13 protein-coding genes are annotated in these 23,166 nt (G+C 68.6%); 6 read left to right on the forward strand and 7 right to left on the reverse strand.

What is annotated here, in order from left to right:
• Positions 1–11 precede the first annotated feature (11 nt).
• Positions 12–2,939, reverse strand: coding sequence for a glycoside hydrolase family 48 protein (locus ACH34W_RS00295; protein WP_395958580.1), 2,928 nt, complete (start codon positions 2,937–2,939; stop codon positions 12–14).
• A gap of 257 nt (positions 2,940–3,196) precedes the next feature.
• Positions 3,197–4,495 carry a substrate-binding domain-containing protein gene (locus tag ACH34W_RS00300; protein ID WP_395958581.1) on the reverse strand — a complete coding sequence of 433 codons (1,299 nt, stop codon included), beginning with the start codon at positions 4,493–4,495 and terminating at the stop codon, positions 3,197–3,199.
• Positions 4,496–4,722: 227 nt separating this feature from the next.
• Here ACH34W_RS00300 and ACH34W_RS00305 point away from each other — a divergent pair, with 227 nt between their 5' ends.
• The 5 genes from ACH34W_RS00305 to ACH34W_RS00325 all read left to right on the forward strand — a co-directional run bounded on the left by ACH34W_RS00305 (position 4,723) and on the right by ACH34W_RS00325 (position 12,710).
• Entirely contained in the window at positions 4,723–5,520 is a 798-nt protein-coding gene (locus tag ACH34W_RS00305; RefSeq protein WP_395958582.1) for a hypothetical protein, read from the forward strand.
• A 188-nt stretch (positions 5,521–5,708) separates the two neighbouring features.
• Positions 5,709–7,154, forward strand: a complete 1,446-nt coding sequence (locus ACH34W_RS00310; protein WP_395958583.1) for a cellulase family glycosylhydrolase — start codon at positions 5,709–5,711, stop codon at positions 7,152–7,154.
• 98 nt (positions 7,155–7,252) lie between these two features.
• Positions 7,253–8,980: a glycoside hydrolase family 6 protein gene (locus ACH34W_RS00315; RefSeq protein ID WP_395958584.1), complete on the forward strand. Its 1,728-nt coding sequence runs from the start codon at positions 7,253–7,255 to the stop codon at positions 8,978–8,980.
• A gap of 365 nt (positions 8,981–9,345) precedes the next feature.
• The gene (locus tag ACH34W_RS00320; RefSeq protein ID WP_395958585.1) at positions 9,346–10,104 is read left to right on the forward strand and encodes an alpha/beta fold hydrolase; all 759 of its coding nucleotides are present in this window, start codon (positions 9,346–9,348) and stop codon (positions 10,102–10,104) included.
• A gap of 1,337 nt (positions 10,105–11,441) precedes the next feature.
• The gene (locus ACH34W_RS00325; RefSeq protein WP_395958586.1) at positions 11,442–12,710 is read left to right on the forward strand and encodes a DUF222 domain-containing protein; all 1,269 of its coding nucleotides are present in this window, start codon (positions 11,442–11,444) and stop codon (positions 12,708–12,710) included.
• A gap of 625 nt (positions 12,711–13,335) precedes the next feature.
• Here the strand turns inward: ACH34W_RS00325 and ACH34W_RS00330 are convergent.
• The 5 genes from ACH34W_RS00330 to ACH34W_RS00350 all read right to left on the reverse strand — a co-directional run bounded on the left by ACH34W_RS00330 (position 13,336) and on the right by ACH34W_RS00350 (position 21,640).
• Positions 13,336–13,812, reverse strand: a complete 477-nt coding sequence (locus ACH34W_RS00330) for a hypothetical protein (RefSeq protein WP_395958587.1) — start codon at positions 13,810–13,812, stop codon at positions 13,336–13,338.
• A 93-nt stretch (positions 13,813–13,905) separates the two neighbouring features.
• Positions 13,906–16,500 carry a cellulose binding domain-containing protein gene (locus ACH34W_RS00335; protein ID WP_395958588.1) on the reverse strand — a complete coding sequence of 865 codons (2,595 nt, stop codon included), beginning with the start codon at positions 16,498–16,500 and terminating at the stop codon, positions 13,906–13,908.
• Between the two features lie 163 nt (positions 16,501–16,663).
• Positions 16,664–18,202: a glycoside hydrolase family 43 protein gene (locus ACH34W_RS00340; protein ID WP_395958589.1), complete on the reverse strand. Its 1,539-nt coding sequence runs from the start codon at positions 18,200–18,202 to the stop codon at positions 16,664–16,666.
• Positions 18,202–20,538 carry a glycoside hydrolase family 3 N-terminal domain-containing protein gene (locus ACH34W_RS00345; protein WP_395958590.1) on the reverse strand — a complete coding sequence of 779 codons (2,337 nt, stop codon included), beginning with the start codon at positions 20,536–20,538 and terminating at the stop codon, positions 18,202–18,204. Before ACH34W_RS00345 ends, ACH34W_RS00340 begins: the two co-directional genes overlap by 1 nt.
• Entirely contained in the window at positions 20,510–21,640 is a 1,131-nt protein-coding gene (locus tag ACH34W_RS00350; protein WP_395958591.1) for a LacI family DNA-binding transcriptional regulator, read from the reverse strand. The genes ACH34W_RS00345 and ACH34W_RS00350 overlap by 29 nt, the downstream gene beginning before the upstream one ends.
• Positions 21,641–21,865: 225 nt before the next feature.
• Between ACH34W_RS00350 and ACH34W_RS00355 the strand changes: the two genes are divergently transcribed.
• Positions 21,866–23,161 (forward strand): extracellular solute-binding protein, encoded by a 1,296-nt coding sequence (locus tag ACH34W_RS00355; RefSeq protein WP_395958592.1) that lies wholly within the window; start codon positions 21,866–21,868, stop codon positions 23,159–23,161.
• Positions 23,162–23,166: the final 5 nt, after the last annotated feature.

The raw sequence follows: 23,166 nt of genomic DNA on the forward strand, positions 1-23,166 counted from the left end.
GCTCCCTCCCTTCACTCGTTGAAGAGGCGGGCGTAGTCGGCCATGGCCATGGCTATGTCTGCCTGCGCCCAGAAGCGGTGGAACTTGAATGCGGGCGGTGTGGTGCTGGCGCCGGTGGCGTAGGCCCAAACCCGGTTGTAGTCGGGGTCGGTCTTGAGGAACGAGCGGATGGACATGAACGTGGAGCTGGAGTTGATCGGGTCGCCGTTGGGCATCGTGCCGGTCCAGCCGGCGGGGACGTAGACGGGGTCCTTGACCCGGCTGTAGTCGGCCTTCGTTTCTGAGACCGAGATTCCCTTGGTGTCCTGGTGCTTCCAGAGCGCGTCGAGGAGATTCTTGGCGGTCTGCTTGGCCTGGGCGTGGTTCGCCCGTGCTGCGTAGGCGGTGAGTGTGCGGGCCAGAGCCGCTGTGGTCCCGACGTCGTCGGTGTGGTCGGCGACGGTGACGTGCAGGCCTGTGTTGGCCGGCGGCATGCCGGACGTACCGGACCAGTCGGCGTCCGGCTGGCCGTTCCAGCGGAGTGTGGAGGGCACCCGGTAGTCGCCGGTGGCGGGGTCGGCGGTGGTTTGCGGAAGCACCCAGGAGACCCACTTGTCGAGGATCGACTTGGCGTTCGCGTCACCTGTGACCTGGTAGTACTCGGCGACCCGCTGCATCGACCAGACCTGGAACCCGAACCACTGGTTGCTGGGCGGGTCGTGGTAGACGGGCTGCCAGTCGTAGGCCATGCCGAAGAACTTCGTCAGGCCGGCGGGTGGTGAGTTGTAGCTGCCGTCCCAGCTGTTGGTCACGCCACCCGCGATGGCGCCTTCCTCGGATTGCAGCCACTTGTAGAGCTGCAGCTGGCGGGTGAGGCTGGCCTGCCAGTCGGCCTTTGCGGTTGAGCCCTTGGGGGCGAGTGCGGGATCGTTCACCAGCGCGTACGCGGCCATCGGGTTCTGGTAGCCGAAGTGCGAGGCGCCGTCGCCGATGCGCCACGACCAGCTGCCGCTGGTGCTCAGTGAGCCGCCCCAGGCGTAGTACCAGGAGAGGAGATAGTGCGCGCTGTTCTTGCCGGTCGCGCCGGGGCACGTCGCGGCGGGGTAGCAGTTGCCGATCTTCTTGAAGTACTTGTCGAAGAACGCGTAGCGCAGGTAGTCGCCCATCTTGCCGGCTTTGCCGACGGTCGAGGAGACGTCGCCGGTCTTGCCCTGCTCCTTGGCCCAGATGTTCGCCCAGTACGCGGCCTGGACGGCTCGCGCGTCGGCGTCCGGGGCGTTGGTGAACTTCCACTGCTTGGCGTAGCTGGCGTCCTTGATGAACAGGTCAAGGTAACCGTTGGGGCCGCCGTACTTGAACGCGTCGCACGTCGGCTGCGGGATCGTCTCGAAGACCGACTCCTGCGGTCCACGCTGGTAGGTGTTGATGTACGAGGGGCCGTCGGCGCTTGGCCCGTTCTCGCATCCACCGCCGGGGGTGTTGCCGTAGCCGTAGACGTTGTCCACGTCCTGCAGCCAGTGCATGCCGTAGATGTCGTCGGTGCCGTACGCGGACTTGAGCTCACCCGCGATGGGGTCCTGGCCTACCGGGATGTTGCCGTCGATGGGGGATGGATAGGACGTCACCTGGGGATGTTCGGCCGCGTAGGTGGCGGGCTTGCTCGCCTGGTACGAGGCGTTGGTGGGCTGGTCGGCCTTGGTGGGGATCATGTACTTCTCCATCAGCGCCCACGAGGCGTTGAAGGGTGCCCAGTCCTTGCTGACCCTGCCGTACATCGCCTCCAGCCAGATGAGGTAGCTGTAGGCCTCGGAGGTCGTCTCGTGGCCGTGGTCGGGCGCCTCCACCAGGAACGTCTCGACCGAGTGGTACGGGATGCCCTCGGGGCTGAAGTAGCCGTTCGCCGGGTTCTTGATCTTGTTGTACTGGTCGATGAAGCGTTGCTCGTAGACGCCGCCCGCCCCGTCGATCTGCCGGACGGTCACCTTGCCCGCGGCGTATCCGGTGGCCGTTGAGGTGAAGGTGGCCTCCCCGCTGCCGGTCGCGGCCGCGGTGATCTCCACGTTCTGCGCGGCGGACCAGTTCTGGGGCGTAAAGGTGAGCGTCGCCCCGGCGGTGACCGACAGGCTGGTGACGCCTGCGGTCCGGGCCGTCGTCACGGTCACGTTCGCGGCGGGCGCCTCGGACAACGTGACGCCGTAGGTCACCTTGGCGCCGGACGCGAGGCTGAAGGTGGTCGGGCTCGCCACGATGCTCGCGCCCTGCGTGACCGTGATGCCGACGGGTGCGGACTCGGCGGTCGCGCCCGTGCTGTCGGTGACCTTGGCGTAGAGCGAGTGGTTCCCGGCCGTGGTCGGCGACCAGGACAGGGAGTAGGGGGCGGTGGTGTCACCGGGGGCGAGCAGGCCGTCCTGGTTGTAGAACTCCACCTTGCTGACCGTCGCCCCCGATCCGGCGGCGGCCGTCGCGGCGAGCGGCACCGTGCCGCCCACCGAGTAGGTCGCGCCGGCGGCCGGGCTGGTCAGCGCGACGGTCGGCTGTGACGAGGTCTGGTTGCAGCGGACGCCGTTGAACGTGAAGGCCGTCGGGTCGTCGTTGGCTCCGCTGAAGTTGAACTGCGCGCCGACGTTCAGGGTGGCGCCGGAGGCGAGCGTCTTGTTCCAGGTCTCGTTCTCGACCGTCACCTGCTGGCCGGACTGCGACCACTTGCCGCTCCAGCCGTTCACGAGGGTCTGGTTGCCCGAGTAGGAGTAGGTCAGCTTCCAGCCGTCGACCGCGTCACCCTGGTTGGTGATGTCGAGGCTCGCGGTGAAGCCGGTGCTCCACGCGTTCTTCGCATAGACGACCTTGCACGCCACCGCCGCCTGGGCGGGGGACGCGGCGACGGCCGCCAGGCCGCCGCAGAGCAAGGTCAACAGCACGCTCACCGCCGTGAACGCGCGCCATCGATGCCGTCTTCTCACCGGGATTCCTTTCATTGGTGCCCTGAACAGGGCGAACAGGGGCATGGAGGGACCAGGAAGGTCGTGCCGGCAGGTCGGCGAACGCACTGTGTCTGGCGCGGTGCCTGGCGCGGTCTCAGCCGGACCGGCCGGCCCCCACGGGGGGCCGGACCGGTCAGGCGGAGTCTCGTCAGGCTGACTGGTCGGGCGGCTGGTCGAGCAGGCTGATCGGCTGGCTGGTCGAGCAGGCTGATCGGCTGGCCTATCGGGCGGGCTGGTCAGGCGGAGTCTCGGATGATCAATTTGGTCTTGAGCACGACGCCGCGATCGGCGGTGGCCCGTCCCGCGATGCGGGCGCGCAACTCGCGGACGAGCCGGGCGCCCAGCTCCTCCACCGGCTGCCGTACCGTCGTCAGCCGGGGAAGTGTGCGCTGGGCGATCGGGGCGTCGTCGAAGCCCACGACGGCGACGTCGTCGGGCACCCGGCGACCGGCCCGGCGCAGCGCGCGCAGGGCCCCGGTGGCCATCAGGTCGGACGCGGCCAGTACCGCGTCAAGGTCGGGCCGCCGTTCCAGCAGCCGGTCCATCGCGTGCTCGCCGGAGAGCGGGCCGAAGTCGCCGTGCCCGACCATCCCGGTCACGTCCATCCCGGCCTCCCGCGCGGCCCCCCGATAGCCGGCCAGCCGGTCGGCGCCCGCGCCCATGTCAGCGGGGCCCGCGATGGTGGCGATGCGGGAACGACCGGTTGCGAGCAGATGGCGGACCGCCGCCCGCGCGCCGCCAAGGTTGTCGACGTCGACGTACGGCAGGGCTGGATCGCCCAGGGGCCGTCCGGCCAAGACCACCGGGGCGCCCGCGGTCGCATGCACCAGCGCGGCGGGGTGGTCGCGGTGGGAGCCGATCAGCAGCACGCCCGCCACATTCCCGCCGCGGAGGTAGTCCGTGGTCACCCGCCACTCGTCAGGCTTGCCGACCATGAGGATGGCCAGCGGGGCCCGGCCGTCGAGCTCCCGGCGGACGCCCCACAGCAGGCGGGAGAAAAAGGGGTCGGCGAACACGCGGGCGCTGTCCTCGCAGAGCACCGCCGCGATCGCTCCTGAAGGGACCGTGCCAAGCGCGGGCTGGCGGCGCCGCACGTAGCCGAGCAGTTCCACCGCCTTCTCGACGCGGAGGCGTGCTTGGTGGCTGACCCTGGCCGAGCCGGTGAGGACGCGGGACGCGGTTGCCGGAGAGACACCGGCGAGCTCGGCCACATGCGCGAGCGTGGGCGGCCTGCTCTCGGTGATCGTGTCGCCCGCGATGAGTGGCTCGCCCGCGGTGATCGTCTGGCCTGCGCTGATCGGCTCGCTTGTGCTGATCGGCGGGCTTGCGGCGATCGGCTCGGTTGTGCTGGCCGCCTGTCCTGCGGTGATCGGCTCGCCTGTGCTGATCGGCGGGCTTACGCTGATCGGCTCGCTTGGGCTGGCCGGCTGGCCTGCCTTGATCGGTCGGCTTGCGCGGATCGACTTGCTTACGCGGATCGGCCGGTTTGCGCGGATCGTGACGGCTGGATCGGTGGACGGTTCGAGGATCGTCACACTGGCACTCCCTTCGGGGTGCTCCGGCCGTCGGGATCGGCCGGAGGAGGGGAGTAGTGGGAGCGCTCCCAAGAATCCGTTCATGAGCGGAGACTGTCAAGAGCCGTCACGGGACTTGTGAAAAGCCGTGGAACATCTCTTTCCGCTCGGTGCCCGCGCGTTCTACGGTCACGTCGCAATCAGGAGTGGGAGCGCTCCCAAGCACTGTCGACGCACCAGGAGGTTCGATGCAGCCCTTGCCGAGGTCGGCGGTGCCGACGGTGGTGGTCGTGGCGGCCGCGTCGCTGCTCGCGTCCAGTTGCGGCGGGTCGGCCGACCCGCAACAACGGGCCGCCACGACACGCTTCCCGCACGACGCGCCCACCCTGCTCGCCGCGGGCACCGGCAACCTCGAAGGCTCCGCGTCGTTCCGGCTGACCACGCGGATCGCCGTGCCCGCCGAGAAGGGACGTCCGGCGTACCGGCTGGACATGGCAGGTGTCTGGGACGCCCGGCGGCAGGCCGGGCGGATGGACGGCGTTCTCAAGGACGCGCACGCCACGGTCTTGTCGATCGGAGGCAACGAGTATGTCTCGGTGCCGCCCAACATCCGTAAGCGGACCGGCCGGACCTGGCTCCGGGCGGCCCGCGGTACCAGCACGTTCGCCGACTTCCCCGACGTGCATCGGCTCGCCATGGTGCTGCGCACCGCCGAGCGCCCGTCGGTGACCGCCGAGGCGGGCGCGACCTGGCATGTGCGCGGCACGGTCCACCGGGCCGCAGCGCTGCGGAAGATCCCCGACCCGGCGGTACGGGCGTTCGCGGGCGCGCTGCCCGCCACGACCGGCTTCGACCTGTGGACCGACGACGCCGGCCGCCCGAACCGCATCCGCCTCACCCCGGCCGGCGACGCCAAGAAGATCACCGGGACCGTCGAGCTGTCGGACTTCGGCGCCCGCCCGAACGTCCAGGAACCCATCGCCGCGCAGATCCTCGACTCCCTCCCCACGACCAAGCGCGCCCCCAACACGACCAAGCGCGACTGAAGGTGAGGGACGTCATGAGACCGTTCTCTGCTCGTGCCGGCTCTGCCCGTGCTGCCGCTGGCCGTGCCGCCTCTGCTCGTGCCGCATCTGCCTGTGCTGGCTTTGCTCGTGCTGCCGCTCGCCGTGCCGCTTCTGGCCGTGTCGGCTTTCCTCGTGCTGGCTCTGCCCGTGCCGCTGCGGCCGTTTCGTTGGCCGGGACCCTCTGCCTGGCGGGTTCTCTTGTCACCGGGCTCGGCTCGCTCGGCACCACCGCCGCCCATGCCGCGGTGTCCTGCAAGGTGGACTACACCAAGAACGACTGGGGCTCGGGCTTCACCGCCGCCATCGGCATCACCAACCAGGGCACGGCGCCGCTCAACGGCTGGGAGCTGACGTACTCCTACGCCGGGAACCAGAAGCTCACCAACGGCTGGAACGGCCGGTGGTCCCAGGCGGGCGCGACCGTCACCGTCGGCAGCGAGGGCTGGAACGGCGCGATGGCTGCCGGGGCTACGGTCCAGGTCGGCGCCAACTTCACCTACAGCGGCACCAACACCGACCCGACCACGTTCAGCGTCAACGGCACCACCTGCGGCGGGACGCCCCCGACCGACCCACCCACCGACCCGCCCACAGGCCCCGCGCCCAAGCTCAAGGTCTCCGGCAACACGTTCGTCGACGCGAACGGCAAGGCCGTCGTGCTGCGTGGCGTCAACCGTTCCGGCGGCGAGTTCGCCTGTGTCCAGAACAACGGCTTCTGGGACGGCCCGATGGACGCCGCCTCCGTGGCCGCCATCAAGACGTGGCGTGTCAACACGGTGCGGGTACCGCTCAACTCCGACTGCTGGCTCGGCCTACCGAACGTCAACGCCGCCTACCGGGGCGCGGCGTACCAGAACGCGGTCAAGAACTACGTCGGACTCCTTCTGGAGAACGGCATCACGCCCATCCTCGAACTCCACTGGAGCAATGGACTCTGGACCGGCTACAACAGCCACTGCGCCACGGCCAACGCCGAGTGCCAGAAGCCAATGCCCGACGCGCAGTACTCACCGGAGTTCTGGAAACAGGTCGCGACCACCTTCAAGGGCGACACCGCCGTCGTCTTCGACGTCTTCAACGAGCCGTACCCCAACAACCTCCAGGTCATGGACTACAACCAGTCCTGGAAGTGCTGGCGCGACGGCGGCGACGCGTGCCCCGGCCTGACCTACGAGGCAGCCGGGATGCAGGACTTGCTGGACGCCGTACGCAGCACCGGTGCCACCAACGTCGTCTTGATCCCGGGCACCAGCTACTCGAACGACCTCAGCCAATGGCTCGCCAACAAGCCGTCCGACCCCACCGGGAACGTGGCCGCGGCCTGGCACTCCTACAACTTCAACTACTGCAAGGACGTCGCCTGCTGGGACCAGCAACTCGCGCCGGTCGCCGCGCAGGTGCCGTTCGTCGCTGGTGAGATCGGCGAGAACACCTGCGGCCACGCCTACATCGACACGCTCATGGCCTGGCTCGACAGGCACGGCGCGTCGTATCTCGGCTGGACCTGGAACACCTGGAACTGTGCCAGCGGCCCCTCCCTGATCAGCTCGTACGACGGCACGCCCACGCCATACGGCGCGGGACTGCGCGAGCACCTCCGATCCCTTTCCTGACCAGAGCACCGAGGCCGTTTGGCTCCCACTACGGACGGCCCCGGTGCCCGGCTCTGCTCTTCAGTCGCCCCACCACCCCCGAAAGGTTGCCGAACCGCATGACACATGTACCGAAAAGCTCGCCACCGAAGAGTCCCCGCGGGTCGTGGCTGCGCGCGGCCGCGGCCGGCGCGGCGTCGCTGCTGCTCGCCGGCGGGGCCGTCGCGCTCACCTCGACCCAGGCGGGCGCGGCCGCCGGTTGCAAGGTCGACTACACCGTCAACCAGTGGAGCACCGGCTTCACCGCGAGCGTGTCGCTCACCAACCTCGGCGACTCGCTCAACGGATGGACCCTGGAGTGGGACTTCGCCGGAGACCAGAAGGTGACGGGCGGCTGGAACGCCACGTTCAGCCAGTCGGGCAAGCACGTCACCGTGAAGAACGCCGACTGGAACACCACGCTCGCGACGGGGGCGTCGATCAATCCCGGATTCCAGGCCACCTACTCGGGCACCAATGACAAGCCCGCGCAGTTCAAGCTGAACGGCGTGGTGTGCACCGGTACCACCGGCCCGACCGACCCGCCCACCGATCCGCCGGCCGGCAGCCGGGTGGACAACCCCTACGCGGGCGCCAAGGTGTACGTGAACCCCGAGTGGGCCGCCAAGGCCACGGCCGAGCCGGGCGGGAGCCGGATCGCCAACCAGCCCACCGGCGTCTGGCTCGACCGCACCGCGGCGATCCAGGGCGTGAACGGCGGCATGGGCTTGCGCGCCCACCTCGACCAGGCCGTCGCACAGGGCGCCGGCCTGATCCAGCTCGTCGTCTACAACCTGCCCGGCCGTGACTGCTCCGCGCTCGCGTCCAACGGCGAGCTGAAGGCCGACGAGATTGACAAGTACAAGACGCAGTTCATCGACCCGATCGCCGCGATCCTTGCGGACACCAAGTACGCGAACCTGCGCGTCGTCACGGTGGTCGAGATCGACTCGCTGCCCAACCTGATCACCAACGTGTCGCCGCGGCCGACGTTCACCCCCAACTGCGACACCATGAAGGCGAACGGCAACTACCAGAAGGGCATCGCGTACGCCCTCAACAAGCTCGGCGCCATCCCGAACGTCTACAACTACATCGACATCGGCCACCACGGCTGGCTCGGCTGGGACGACAACCTCGGCCCGACGGCCGATCTGCTCGCCCAGGTGGCGCGGGACTCGGGCTCGGTGTCGAACGTGCACGGCTTCATCACCAACACCGCCAACTACGGCGCCACGAAGGAGCCCTACTTCACCATCAACGACTCGGTGGGCGGCACGTCCGTACGCCTGTCCAAGTGGATCGACTGGAACCGCTACGTGGACGAGACCTCCTACGCCCACGGCATGCGCCAGCGGCTCTCCCAGGCCGGCTTCGGCGACAGCATCGGCATGCTGATCGACACCAGCCGCAACGGCTGGGGCGGCACCGCCCGGCCCACCGGCCCCGGCCCGCAGACCTCGGTCGACGCGTACGTCGACGGCGGCCGGACCGACCGCCGCATCCACCTCGGCAACTGGTGCAACCAGTCCGGCGCCGGGATCGGCGAGCGCCCGAAGGCCGCACCTGAAGCGGGCATCGACGCCTACGTGTGGATCAAGCCGCCCGGTGAGTCCGACGGCGCCAGCAAGGAGATCCCGAACACCGAGGGCAAGGGCTTCGACCGCATGTGCGACCCAACGTATGAGGGCAACGCACGCAACAACTACAACATGAGCGGAGCCCTTGGGGACGCGCCACTGTCCGGCCACTGGTTCTCCGCGCAGTTCCAGGAGCTGATGAGGAACGCCAACCCGCCGCTCAACTGACACTCCCTGTCAGCAGGCCGCCCAGGAACAACGGCCCCAGCCCCTGGGCGGCCTGCCGACGCCCGCCCCAGTCCCCGGGCGGCCTGCCGACGCCGCCTACATCGCACGCATCCGGGCCGCTTTCATCCGGGCCGCTTTCATCCGGGCCGCTTTCATCCGGGCCGCTTTCATCCGGGCCGCTTTCATCCGGGCCGCTTTCATCCGGGCCGTCTTCATCCGGGCCGCAGTGCCTCGTGCCCGCTATGCGTCGAAGCAACAGACATTGGGAGTGTTGATACTGCTCCCTGATTCGTCATCAGGGAGCAGTAGTCAGGACTTCCGTGGTTGAGGAACGTGTCTTACGGAGGCGTCGTTATGCTCGCCTCGTGGGCGAAATCGTGGTGGTGCGCGATGGCTCTGGGCCGGAAGTCCTGCTTGTGCATGGCGGAGCCGGCCCGCGGACGACATGGGGCGCTTTGGCTCCGCTGGCCGATCGGTGGACGCTGGCATACGTCCATCGCCGTGGCTATCCGCCGAGTCCACCACCGCAGAAGAGTCAGGACTTCGAGGTGGACGCCCTGGACCTGGCGCCACTGCTCATCGGCCGCCCGCACGTTGTCGCCCACTCTTACGGCGTCCTCGGGACGTTGATCGCGGCCGCTGCCGCGCCGGGCAGCGTGCGTTCGCTCACCTTGATCGAGCCGCCGCTCAACTACCTTGTCCCTGACGATCCCGAGGTGGCGCGGCTCGAGCGCATCGGCGATGCCGTCCTCACCCACGGGATGGACATGGACCCGACTGAGTTGCGCGAGTTTCTCCGCCTGGCGGGCGCACCCATCGGCGACGGCCCTCTCCCCGAGTACGTGGTCGCCGGCGTTCGGCGGGCGCATGGTGGTCGGCCACCCAGCGAAGCGCGCCCCAAGCTCGACGTGATCCGTGACGCCGGCGTCCCGGTGCTCGTCGCGTCCGGAGATCACACGGCCGCGATCGAGCGGATCTGCGACGCTCTCGCGGATGCGCTCAGCGGCGAGCGCAGCGTGCATCGGGGCGCTGGTCACTTCGTCGCGGCAGCATCGGGCTTCGCCGAACGGCTTGAGGCCTTCCTGCGCAAGAGCCGCACGCGGCGAGCTTCTTCCAGCACGTGAGTGTGGCGGCGATGGTGAGCATCGCGGCGAACAGCTTGGCCGAGCGTTCGTAGCGAACGATGAGCCAGACGATGATGCCTTCGATCTTCCAGCGGCAGTGGCAGTGGCAGTGGCAGCGGCAGCGGCCGAGGCGTTCGCCGGCTTTGATAACCGCCGCGCGATGCGTGGCGTGATGCCGGGCTGGCGCAACCAGCGGTGGTGATGTCGAGTCGTAGCCCTGTCGAGTCGTAGCCCTTGTCGGGGCGGAGCTTGCCGGGGTCGTTGACGGCGCGGCCCGCCCCGGGAACGACCGCGAATCCCCGCGACCAGGGGCTGGAGGGCCAGGCTGTTGTAGATCCTTAGCTGGTGAGCTGGTGAGCTGGTGAGCTGGTGAGCTGGTGAGCTGCTGAGCTGCCGGGCCGCCGGTGGCCGAGCCCTCGAGCCGCCTACCACGAGCGGGAGGTCGCCTGCGTCGGGGAGCAGGTGCAGCTTTGAGCCGCGTTTGCCGCAGTCGACCGGGTGCCGTTCGGCCAGAGCCCCGGCACGCCGTCGACCGGCGCGAGCATGTTCGCGCCCCTCGCCCGGACGCCGCCGCGTCCAGGATCGCCGCCGATCAGTCCAGCTCTCCGATCGCGCCGAGCCGAGCCAGAATGCGGTGGTCCAGCGCGTTCAACGAGCTGCAGTGCCTTGTGTCCGTTGTGCCCTTTGTGCATCAGGGCATTGGGAGTTTGATTCTGATCCCTGCTCTGTCATCAGGATTAGTGGTCAGCATTTCCGTGGTGGTTTATTGGACGGGTCAGGCCGCCCCTTTGGCTCTGCTTTCTGTCCGGCTGCATGCAGTTGCATCTTCTCTTCAAGCGTCGGCAGCGAAAGAAGGAAGTTGCAGGGCTCGGGGTCTGCGGTTATCTGCGGATTGGTGTATCTCCGGTTAAACCCGGCGCTTCGCGTTTTGCGGCATCGGTCGCCCATTTGGTGGCGCCTGTTGTCCGGGTGTGGGCAGGTGATGTCGTCTGTTCAAACTCGGCAGCGACAGGAAAGTGGGCGGGTGGTCAGGGTTCGTTCTCAGGCTGTGGGTGTGCTGGTGGCTGATGTTCGAACCCTTGGCCGCGCGAAGCGCGGTTGAGTGCGAGCTCAGGTGGCATCCTTCGCCATTTCGCGTGGTTGGACTGTGACAGTTGCGCTCGGCGCGTGGAGCGTGCGCGGTCCGGCATCATTGAGCCATCCACTTGCACAAGCCGAGTGGGTCTCTGACTCGTGGTATGCACAGGCTACGACGACAGAGAATGGATGGTCACATACAGTCAACTTTCTGCTGTAATCAGTTGCTAACTGTGTGTGGTGGACGATAGTATCGTCACATGAATTCGATCGTGGCGAATCTCAGTGCCGCTTCTGCTGATCAATTGGTGGAAGCGGCAGTCGCGATCGTTGCCGAGCTTGCGCAAAGGTCTGCACCTGACTCAGGTCCCGCGTGCATGGAATTGGCAGAAAATTTGGCGGGCGTGGTCGACCGGGCCGAATATGCGCTGGCCGGAATGATCGCCGTCGTTGACCGCGTTGGTGAGATGAAGCACTGGGGATTCCCGTCCACGCAAGCTTGGCTACAGTGCCGCCTTGGGATGCGTGAAGGCCGAGCCAAGGACCGCGTCACCCTGGCCCGGCAATTGCCCCGACTGGGCCGGGTCAGCCAACTGATGGCCGCCGGCGACCTTTCCTTCGGCTACGCGACCACCGTCGCCGATGCTGTCCAACGGCTGAACGATGACGATTGCTCGGCTGCCGAAGACATCTTGCTGAACGCCGCGAACGATGGTCTGACAGCGGGCAAGGTGGCCCAGCTCGGGCGCAAGGTCCATGACCTGGTGGCCGAGGCCGACGGGACCGAGAAACCGCCTGAGGATGTCAAGCGCGGCTATGAACGCTCCTGGCTGGTGTTGAGCCGGTCGCTGGACGGCGGCTCCTATGTCAAGCGGTGGCTCAACCCCGAAGACACGGCCATTCTCGACGGCAGCCTCGCCCCACTCGCCAAGCCTGCTGGCGCTGACGACCGGCGCGACCTGGGTGAGCGCACCGCCGCTGCACTTTCCACGGTGCTGTCCGGTGGACACAAGAACACCCACGTCACTGTCATCGCCGACCTCGACACCCTGATGGGTGATGACGCACCTGGCCGCCTGCGCGACGGCACGCCGATTCCGGCCGAGCAGGTGCGGCGGCTGGCGCTTACCGCCAGAGTCTCACCCCTCATCATGGGATCCGAGCACGTGCCCCTCTACCTTGGCCACGCAGTTCGGATCGCCAGCGCAGGGCAACGGCGGGTCCTGGAGACCCTGTACGACACCTGCGCCGTGCGTGGTTGTGAAGTGCCCGGCTTCCTGTGCGAGGTCGATCATGTCGATGGGTGGGCGCTGGGCAACAGCCCCACCGACATCGACAAGCTGTCGCTCTGTTGTGGGTGGCACAACAGGTGGAAACATACCCACCCCGAACAAATAGAGATCAGCAAGAGCGACGGACGCTACGTCTACCGGGCGCTGCCACCCGATGGCGTCGCAAGATCCAGACGCCGGAGAGATCCAGTGGATGACCCCGCCAACCCGTGGCACGATCACAATTTCGCTGCCTGACCGATCACCTACGGGTCATGCCCTCATCGACCGCCGGGCGCAGCAGCATCTGGCGGTCCTGAGGCATGCCGAGAAATGGCCGTGCCAAGGCAACCATCGCAGTCCACAGCGGGTGCCGCTGGGTGCACAGGCTGTCGGGAGGGACCGCGCTTGCGTGTGCTTTTACTCGTCCTGGTCGCGCAAGATCGGACTCCTCCAGGGCTTGGATGTAGCGGGCGAGACGCAGGTGCTCGGCTGGCCCTTGAGGCGGCGACAAGGTGGGTGCGTTCACGCCTGCGCGGACTCCAGTTTGAATGCCAGCGCCGGCGCAGATCGACTCGATGCGTAGGTAGGTCTGGTGCCCGGCTGTGGAACGCCAGCACGGGACAGGCGCTAGTTTGAACGACGTCCGGTGTGGAGTGTCCCGCGCGGAGCGCGGCATGGGTTTTCACCGGTGCCGCGCTGGCAGCAAGAGGCACGGGCGCGTGTTGCTGCGCCCCTCACTCGGCCTCGCTGACATGTTTGAGCCTCAGCCTGGCACCGGCCTGCAGGCGGGCGGCGGGCGTTGCCAAAGGGGTGGCGGATGCCGCGCTTTAGACCTTCACGCGCTGCCTTCCAGAGTCAGTGAGAGGAGTTGTCGATCAAGTCAGCTTGGCCGCTCCAGTTGGTGTAGCCGTTGGCTTGCTGCGTTGCGGATACGGCGGGTTCGTCCGTGTTCGGCAAGCAACCGGAGTGCGTCGGGGTCGGTCACGATCTGCGCGGTCACGGTCGTGCGCTGAAACCAGTCGGTGGCCCCGGTGAGTTCCTCGGCGGCCCACGGCTTTCCCAGGACGATCAATCTGAGCAGGCCCCACTCGTGGAGGCGGCGGGTGAGGAAGTCGCGTTCGGCGATCACCTTGGCCATGGTCTGTGCCCAGGAGGTGAATGTCTGGTCGGTCAGCAGTTGGGTGGCCCGACGGTCCAGATGACGGCCCACCGCGCTGTCGGCCATCGTGGCGTCCTGGTCGCGCAGCACGGCTGCCACCAGGTCGGCCTCTTCGGCCTCCGTGACCTCCTCCAGGGCTTGGACGTAGCGGGCGAAACGCAGGTGCTCGGCTGGCTCTTGGCCGATGTGGCCGGTCATGCCGCCATCCTTCCTGCAGCTGAGCACGGGCGTGTCTTCCCGATCACTCGGGAAGGCACGCCCTTCGCGGTGTTCGCGGGGTTCCTGGGTGGGTTATTCGGTGGTGCAGGTTGGGGTGATCGGGGCTGCTGCGCCGGTGGCTACGAAGCCGAACTGGGTTGTGCCGAGGGTTCCGTTCCAGGACTCGTTGGCTGCGGTTACGGCCGAGCCCTGTTGGGTGAGTTTGGCGCTCCAGTGCTGGGTGACCTTCTGGTCGCCGGGGAATGTCCAGCTGACCTTCCAGCTCTTGGCCGGTGTGGTGCTGGTGACGGTCACCTCGGCCTGGTGGCCACCCTGCCATGAGCTGGTCGTCTTGTACGTGGCGGTGCAGCCGGAGGGTGGCGGTTCGGTTGGTGTGGCGCTGGTGTCGCCGTAGATGATGCCTCGGCCGTTCGTGCCCAGGTAGACGCGTCCGTAGACACGCGGGTCGCCGGTCAGGGCCTCGCCCATGTTTCCGTACTGGTGCTGGTCGTCGTTCACGCGGAGCCAGGTGGCGCCGGTGTCGTCGGAGCGGAAGAGGCCGGTGACGTTGTTGATGGTGGCGACGGTGTAGAGGGCCTGGTCGGTCCGGCCGGGGGCGGGTTTGCCGAATCCCACGTTGATCGCCTTGGACACGTTGGGCTGTTTGGTGAACGTGGCGCCTGAGTCGGTGGAATGGAGGAGTCCGGTTTCACCGGCTAGCCATATGTCGCCTTCCTTGCCGGGTAGTGCCTTGAAGTGCACTCCGGTCGTGGGCAGGCCTGTGGCGGCGGGTGTGAAGCTCTGGCCTCCGTTGGTGCTCACGTAGAAACGTCCGTTGGAGAACGCGTAGAACCTGTTCGGGTTTACGCGGTCTGACTCGATGATGGCGTTGGCGGGGACGCCGGAGGAGGGGCTCCAGGTTGTGCCGAAGCCGGTTGAGTGGACGACCTGCTGTCCGGAGTCGCCTGGCGCCCAGACGAACCGGGAGCCGTCTGCTGCGCCCGCGACTGTGCCGCCCTGGTTGACGCCGCTTGGTTCGGTGCCCTGGAACCAGTTGGCACCGCCGTCGGTCGAGAACGCCACGTGGCTGTCGTTCGGGCGATCGGAGTCGGTGAAGTTGCCCGTCCGCACCATGATGTTGGGATTGGACTCGGCGTAGTCCAGGCTGGTGGTGGTCGTGAAGACGGGTTGCGTGAAAATTGTGGCGGGGACCGCTGTGAGGTCGGGGTGGCGGAAGCCGCCTATGTCGCCAAGGGCACTGACCAGGGGGGCTCCGGAGGGTGGGCTGATCAGGTCTAGGACGGCTGTTTCTTCTAGGCCTTTGACCATGGGGGTGATGGTTATTTTGCCCCCCGCGTCCCATTGGGTGAGGTTCTCGGTGCCGTAGATCGTTGCCCCTGTCCCGTACATCAGGCGGTCGGAGTCGAAGGGGTCGATCTCGACTGATTCGTTCATCCAGCCCAGCTTGGGGGTGACCTCGGGCGGTGACGGGTTGGCGCCGAACGTCAGCCACGGCACGGACGAGATGTCGTGGGTGTAGCGGAAGCTGCGGTTGGGGTAGCCGTTCCAGTCCCAGATGCGGGTCCAGGTCGCGCCGCCGTCGGTGCTCCGGAAGAGGATCATGTCGGGCCACCAGGACACCTGTGTCGCGACCATGAGGGTGTTGGGGTGCTGGCGGTCGATGGTGAGCCCGCTGTAGCCGAAGTAGTCGTCGGAGCTGCTGGACGGGATCGGGCTGATCTGCGTCCATCCGCCGGTCTTGGTGTCGTACTTCCAGACGTCGCCCTTGGCGCCGGTGTAGGGGCCGCCGGTATCGCTTGTGGCGATGTAGAGGGCGTTCCCGGCTAGCACGCCCTTGTGGGCGATGTAGCCGGTCGGCTGGCCGGCGAGGCGGGTCCAGGTCGCGCCTGCGTCGGTGCTCCGGTAGACGGTGTTCGCCTTGTCGGCTACGCCGGCGTAGATGGTTTTCGTGGGGGTGCCGGATGTGCCGGTGCTCTCGTCGAACGTCACCCAGACGACGCCGGGACGATGGCTGCCGTAGCCGTTGGGGTCGCTCGGGTTCTCGGCGTAGTCGCCGGGGTTGGTGAACGAGGAGACCTTGGACCAGGTCACGCCGCGGTCGGTGCTCTTCCAGAGACCGTTGCCCTCAGGGGCGCCGAGGTAGAGAACGCGATTGTCGTTCGGGTCGACCACGAGCCGTTCGCCCATGCCGCGGCCAGGCATGTTCCCGCCGAGTTTGAACGGGAGTTCAGTGGCCTGCCACGTTCTGCCGCGGTCTGATGATCGAAGGATCGCCCCTTTGTTGGGGTCCCAGGAGTTGGTGTACATCCCGGCGGCCACGTAGACCCGGTCGGCGTCCACCGGGTCGGCGGCCATGCTGACCACGCCGTTGTAGCCCCACTTGTCCCAGCCCACCCAATCGAGGAGGGGGATCCACTTCTTCGCGGACTGGTCCCACCGGTACGCGCCGCCTATGTCGGTGCGGGCGTAGATGAGGTTCTTCTCCTTGCGGCTGAAGACGATCCCGGGCACGAAGCCGCCGCCGTCGATCCGGACGTTCTTCCAGGAGTACGACTCGGCGGCCGGGACCGGGGCGGATGTTGCGGTGGCGGCCGGCACCAGGGCCGCCGCGGTGATGGCCAGCGTGGCCAGCCCGGCCGTCATGCCACCGGCGAGCGCTCTTCGCATGGGCGGTTCCTCCTCGTACTACGACTGGCCGGAGGATGGTCGAATCGCTTCGATGAGGCAAGGGTGGGGCTGGCCGGATGGCGAATTTCAGCGGCTGTGAGTGGGGGCGTTGGGTGTGAGCTGCGCAAACGCCCTATGCGTGTGAGTGAACGCGTGAAAGTCGTCAGTGGTCCAGCGACGTGTACTCGAACCAGGCGAAATCGGCGACGCCCTCGGCGGGGTGATTCTGCGAACTGGCGTACATCCCGAGGTAGGCACCGGTGAACCCGCCGGCGACCTCGGAACTGAGCAGCCGGCCGTCGACCGGGTCGCCCAGTGACTGCCAGCGGCCGGGTTCCACGGCGTAGCGCATCTGGTACGACTGGCCGCGCGCCTCGACGCCCAGGTAGAGGCGGCCCGGGGGGATTGGTTGCTTGGCCAGCACCGTGTCGATTCCCTGCTCGCGCCGTACGACCTGCAATCCGTCCGAGCCGAGCACATGCAGGACATGGAAGTTCTCGTTCTGGACCAGCGCCAGGCCCGCGTGCGCGTGCTCGTTGGCGGGGGTGAAGTCCAGCGCGGTGAACGCGGCGAAGTCCCGGTGTTGTTGCCGCCGTCCCACGAAAGAGGGGCAGCTTGTTTCGGCCAGGCTCTCCGGGCGGACGCGCAGGCGCAGGTGCCCCGGGCGTTCGCTCAGGGTCCACCAGCGTTCACGCGGGGTCCGCGGCACGTTCCACCATGGGGCGAGGTCCGGGGCGTCGAAGTGGTCGCATGAGGGTTCCACGGGCCATCGGTGCTCGGGCAGGTCGGGCATGGCATGGAACGGCTCGACGGGCCCGGCCATAGGCCAGCCGTCCTCCCATCGGACAGGGGTCAGGAACGTCTCGCGGCCCAGGTTGGCGAAGTAGCCGCCGTACGGGCGGACGGCCAGGAGCACCATCCACCATTCCCCGCGGGCCGTCTCCACCAGGTCGGCGTGACCGGTCGCCACGATCGGATGGTCGAGCCCGAGGTGCCGGTGGGTGAGCACGGGGTTGCGGGGACATCCCTCGTACGGTCCGGTGATCTGGTCGGCGCGTGCGGCGATGACGGCGTGGTCCTCGGCGGTGCCGCCTTCGGCCGTGATGAGGAGGTAGCGGCCGCCGACCTTGTAGAGGTGGGGTGCCTCCGACCAGATCGCGCCCCGCACCGCCCCGTCCCAGATCACGTGCTCCTCGCCGGTCAGCCGCATCCGCACCGGGTCGAACTCGCGCAGCCAGATCTCGGTGTGCCCCTCATACCGGCCGGTGAGCCGGGTGGCGGTGAGCCAGGCGCGGCCGTCGTCGTCGAAGAACAGCGAGGGATCGAAGCCCTCGCCCTCCAGCTGGTGCGGCTCCGACCATGGCCCGGCGGGATCGGTGGCCGTCACCACGAAGTGCCCGGACCACTGGGTCCCGTCCACGAGGGTGCAGACCACGTAGAACACGCCGTCGTGATGGCGGATGGCGGGCGCGTACAACCCGCCGGACGCCCGAATGCCGTCGAGCGGGAGTTGTTCCGGCCGGTCCAGGACGTGGCCCAGCGGGCGCCAGTGCACCAGGTCCCGGCTATGGAAGACCGGCAGGCCGGGAAACCACTCGAACGACGAGATGACCAGATAGAAGTCGTCGCCCACCCGGCAGATCGACGGGTCCGGATGGCAGCCTGGCAGGATCGGGTTCTGGAACATCGGCTTGCCTTGCATCAGAGCATCGCTACGTGGACGGGGACGGTGAGGACCCGGTCGTCACCCGGCTCCCGTATCGGTCCTTCCAGAGTGAACGCTCCGCGCAGCACCAGGTCCTCGTCCGCGCTGGAGCCGCCGACGGCCACCTCGATGACGCCGGGCTCCACGATGCGGCGCATCGCGGGCCCGGTGAAGGACGTGCGGTCGGCGTGCACCTGGAACTCGACCCGTGCGGACCGGCCGGGCTCCAGCCGGACCCGGGCCCAACCCGCCAGCCACCGGACCGGACGCACCACCGAGGCGACCGGATCGGACAGGTAGAGCTGGACGACCTCGGTGCCCGCGCGGTCTCCGGTGTTGGTGACGGTCAAGGCGACGTGCACGGTGCCGTCGGTCGGCGCGGCGGGGTCGACGCGCAACTCGTCGTAGGAGAAGGTGGTCCAGGTCAGGCCATGGCCGAACGAGTAGAGCGGCGTCGGGTCCACCGTGCTCCACTCGTGCGGGCCCTCCATCAGGGAACGCAGGTTGCCGCCGGCCGGATCGTCCGCGTGGCGCAGGAGATTCATCGGGAGCCGGCCGGACGGCTCGGCCCGGCCGGACAGGATCCCGGCGATCGCGGAGCCGCCCTCCTCGCCGGGGAAGAACGCCTGGACCACCGCGCCCGCCTGTTCCACGAGCCCGCCCAGCGCGTAGGGGCGGCCGGACAGCAGCACGATCACGGTGGGCGTTCCCGTGGCCAGCACCGCCTCGGCCAGCTCGCGCTGGCGGCCGGGGAGTGCGAGGGACGCGGTGTCGCAGCCTTCGCCGGAGGTGCCCCGCCCGAACAGGCCCGCGCGGTCGCCGAGTGCGAGCACGCACACCTCGGCCTCCCGAGCGGCCCGCACGGCGGCCGTGATCTCGGCGTCCTGGTCCACCAACAGGCTTGAGGGCTCCACCTTGACGTCCGCACTGGACAGTTCGGCGCGGAGAGCCTCCGCCAGGGACGGTACGTGTACGCCCGGCGGTGCCTCGGGATGCTGGGGGCCCACGTGGTTGGGGAAGGAGTAGCACCCCGTCATGGCGAGCGGGTCGTCGGCGAGCGGCCCCGCGAGGGCGATCCGTCCGGCCCGCAGGGGGAGGATGCCGTCGTTGGCGAGCAGCACGACCGACTCCTCGGCGAGGCGGCGGGCCAGCCTCCGGTGCTCGGGCGGATCCAGCAGGGCCGCCGGCTCCGCGGACGCCGCGAATCGTTCCGCCTCGTCCAGTTCGGCACGCCAGCCGTCGTCGAGCAGGCCGAGCTCGGCCTTCATCGTGAGCACCCGGGTGGCCGCCCGGTCCAGTAGATCCTCCGGAACGGCACCGCCGCGCACCGCAGCGACGAGGGGCTCGCCGTAGCACCGTGTGGTGGGGAGCTCGACGTCGAGCCCGGCGCGCAGCGCGGCGGCGCCGGCCTCGGCGCGGGACCCGGCGATCCCGTGCCGGCTTTGGAGGAACGAGACCCCGAAGTAGTCGGCGACCACCGTTCCGGTGAAGCCCAGCGTGTCGCGCAGCAGGCCGGTGAGCAGCCGCTCGTCGGCCGTGGCGGGCACGCCGTCCACATCGGTGTAGGACGGCATGACCGACCGTGCGCCGCCTTCGCGCAGCGCCAGCACGAAAGGCTCCAGGACGACATCGGCCAGCTCCCGGGGGCCCATCGCGGCGGGGGCCATGTTGCGGGCGCCGCGCGACGACGAATAACCGGCGAAGTGCTTGAGTGTCGCCACGATGCCGGAACGCTCCAGCCCCCGGACGTAGGCGGTGCTGATCACCCCGACGAGGTAGGGGTCCTCGCCGACGCACTCCTCCGTACGGCCCCAGCGTGGGTCGCGGACCACGTCCAGCACGGGGGCCAGTCCCTGGTGCACGCCCAGCCGCCGCATGTTCGCCCCGATCGCCGCGGCCATCTCCTCGACGAGTTCGGTGTCGAAGGAGGCACCCCACGCCGGCGGGCCGGGGAAGACGGTCGCCTGCCAGGTCATGAAGCCGGTCAGGCACTCCTCATGCACGATCGCCGGGAGGCCGAACCGGCTCGCGGCCGAGATCTGCTCCTGGAGGTCGCGCAGCCGGGCGACGCCGTCGGCGGGGGAGACGGGCGCGGTGCCGAACACCCGGGTGAGCTGGCCGAGCCCGTGCTTGGCCAGCTCGTCCAGCGCGGGCGCGTCCTCGCCGCTGTCGTCCTCCATCGGCGAGACCGGGGCACCGGCCTCGGCGGTCATCGCCCAGAACGAGGAGAGTTGTCCCGCCTTCTCCTCCAAGGTCATCCGGGCGATCAGGTCGGTGACCCGGTCGGCCACGGGAAGGCGGGGGTCACGCCACGGCTCGGCGGCGTCCGTCATGGGGTCCTCCGGGGGGTTCGGGCGGGCTGGTCGGAGCGGGAGGCGCGGGCGGGTCGGGGGGAGACGGGACGGTGGGAGACGGGACGGTGGCCGGCGGGGCAGTGGAGTGCCGGATGCGCAGGTCGGTGGCGAGCTCGATCCGGGAGGACAGCAGCGGCTGCCCGTCCAGAAGCTGGAGCAGCGTGCGCGCGGCGACGCGGCCCATCTCCTCCAGCGGCTGGCGCACGGTGGTGAGGGGCGGGGAGAGCCATTCGCACATCGGCAGATCGTCGAAGCCGACGACGCTGAGGTCTTCGGGGATGCGCAGCCCGGCCTGCCTGGCCGCCTCGTAGGCGCCCATGGCCTGCTGGTCGCTGCCCGCGAAGATCGCGGTCGGCGGGTCGGGGAGGGCCAGCAGTTCCCGGGTCCGGGCGAAGCCGCCCTCATGCCTGAAGTCGCCGTAGCGGATCAGTTCCCGGTCGACCTCGAACCCGGCCCGTTCCAGCGCGCTGCGGTACCCGTCCACCCGCGCCTGGGTGCACAACATGCCGGCGGGACCGCCGATCATCCCGATCCGGCGGTGGCCCAGCGCGAGCAGATGGTCGGTGGCCGCGGTCCCGCCCGCCCAGTTGGTCGCGCCGATGCTGGCGATGTCGCCGTCGGGCAGGTTGACGGGATCGATCAGCACCAGTGCCACACCGGCGAGCTCCAGCTGCGCGCGCTGCTCCGCCGTCATCCGGGAGGTCACCAGGATCACGCCGTCGCTGTGGTGCAGGACCGGCAGGTTCTGCCAGCTCGGCGGACGCGCGTCGTCCTCGTAGACCTGGGAGACGACCACGCCGGTGCCCTGGATGGCGCACTCGGCCTCCACCCCGCGAAGGATCTCGACCGCCCAGGGGCTGTCGAGCCCGGCCAGGACCAGGTCCACCAGGCCCGAGCGCCGAGCCCGGCGGGCACCGCCGGGTGCGAGGTAGTTGTGCGAGCGCAACAACCCCTCCACCCGCTCCCGGGTCGCCGGGGCCACGTCGGTCCGCCCGTTGAGCACCTTGGACACCGTGGCGGGCGACACCCCCGCCTCCGCCGCGATCACCGCGAGCGTGGGGCGCGACGACCGGTCGCTCATGGTCCTCCCTCGACTGTTGAACATGACGACAGCGAACAGTATCGCAATGTTTCGAAGACGAATACCCGTCCACAAGGGGACAAGATTGGGGTCTTGACCGCATGAATGCGTTTTCTTAGAGTTCCGGCCACAGAGATGTTTCCGACAGATTTCGAAACATTTTCGACGACTGTCTCAGTTTTTGATCTACCTGTTCCCGGCATTGGCCCACCGTCAGGAGGCCCCATGGGCACCGAACCTTTCTCCCGCCGCTCGTTCCTCGCCGCCGCCGGACTGGCCGGCATCTCCGTGCCCGTTCTCGGTGCGTGCGGCGGCGACTCCGACGACTCGGGCGGCTCAGGCAAGAAGGTCACCATCGAGTGGTGGAACATCGCCACCACCGAGCCGGGCCGGACGTTGTGGCCGCAGGCAGCCAAGGCCTACGAGGCCGCGCACCCCAACGTGCAGATCAAGATGACCTCGCTGGAGAACGACGCGTACAAGTCCAAGATGACCGCGCAGACCGCCTCGGGGAAGCTGCCGGACATCTTCCACACCTGGGGCGGCGGTGTGCTGCAGCAGCAGGTCGAGGCGGGCCTGGTGAAGGACATCACCGGAGGCGTCGCGCCCTGGATCGGCAACCTGTCGCCGATCGCGGTGCAGCCCTACCAGCTCGACGGGAAGACCTACGCCGTCCCGTACGACATCGGCATGGTCGGGTTCTGGTACAACAAGGCGCTGTTCGCCAAGGCAGGGATCAAGGCCCCGCCCGCCACCTGGGCCGAGCTCATCGAGGACGTCCGGAAGCTCAAGGCCGCCGGTGTCACCCCGATCGCGCTGGCGGGCAAGGAGAAGTGGCCCGGCCACTACTACTGGTCCTACCTGGCCATCCGCATCGGCGGGGTGGCCGCGCTCAAGCAGGCCGCCCAGACCAAGGACTTCAGCGGCGCGCCCTTCGTGCAGGCCGGTCAGCGCCTCAAGGAACTGGTCGACCTGGCCCCGTTCCAGAACGGCTTCCAGGGCGCGGCCTACCCGTCGACCGACGGGCAGGCCGCCCAGATGTCCAACGGCAAGACGGCGATGGAGCTGATGGGCCAATGGGCCCCGAACGTGCAGAAGGAGATGGGCAAGGGCCTCGGTGACGACCTCGGCTTCTTCCCGTTCCCCACCGTCCAGGGAGGCAGCGGCGCCGTGACCGAGGCCTTCGGCGGCGGCGGCGGGAACGCGCTCAGCAAGGACGCCCCCGACGAGGCGCTCGACTTCCTCAAGTTCTTCGCCTCGGTCGAGAACGACCGCAAGCGCGTGGCCTCCAAGGCGTTCCTGCCCATCGCCAAGGGCGCCGAGAGCGCGATCACCGACCCCAACCTCAAGACCGTGTCGCAGACGCTGAACAGCGCGAGCGGGTTCCAGCTCTTCCTCGACCAGGCGTTCCCTCCAGCCGTCGGCCAGGAGGTCAACGACCAGGTCGCCGCGCTCGTCGGGGGCAAGGCCAGTCCCGAGCAGGTCGCCCAGGCGATCACCAAGACCGCCAAGAGCCAGTAGCCGCC

This window comes from Actinomadura sp. 6N118, from assembly GCF_044326415.1.
Lineage (GTDB): Bacteria > Actinomycetota > Actinomycetes > Streptosporangiales > Streptosporangiaceae > Spirillospora.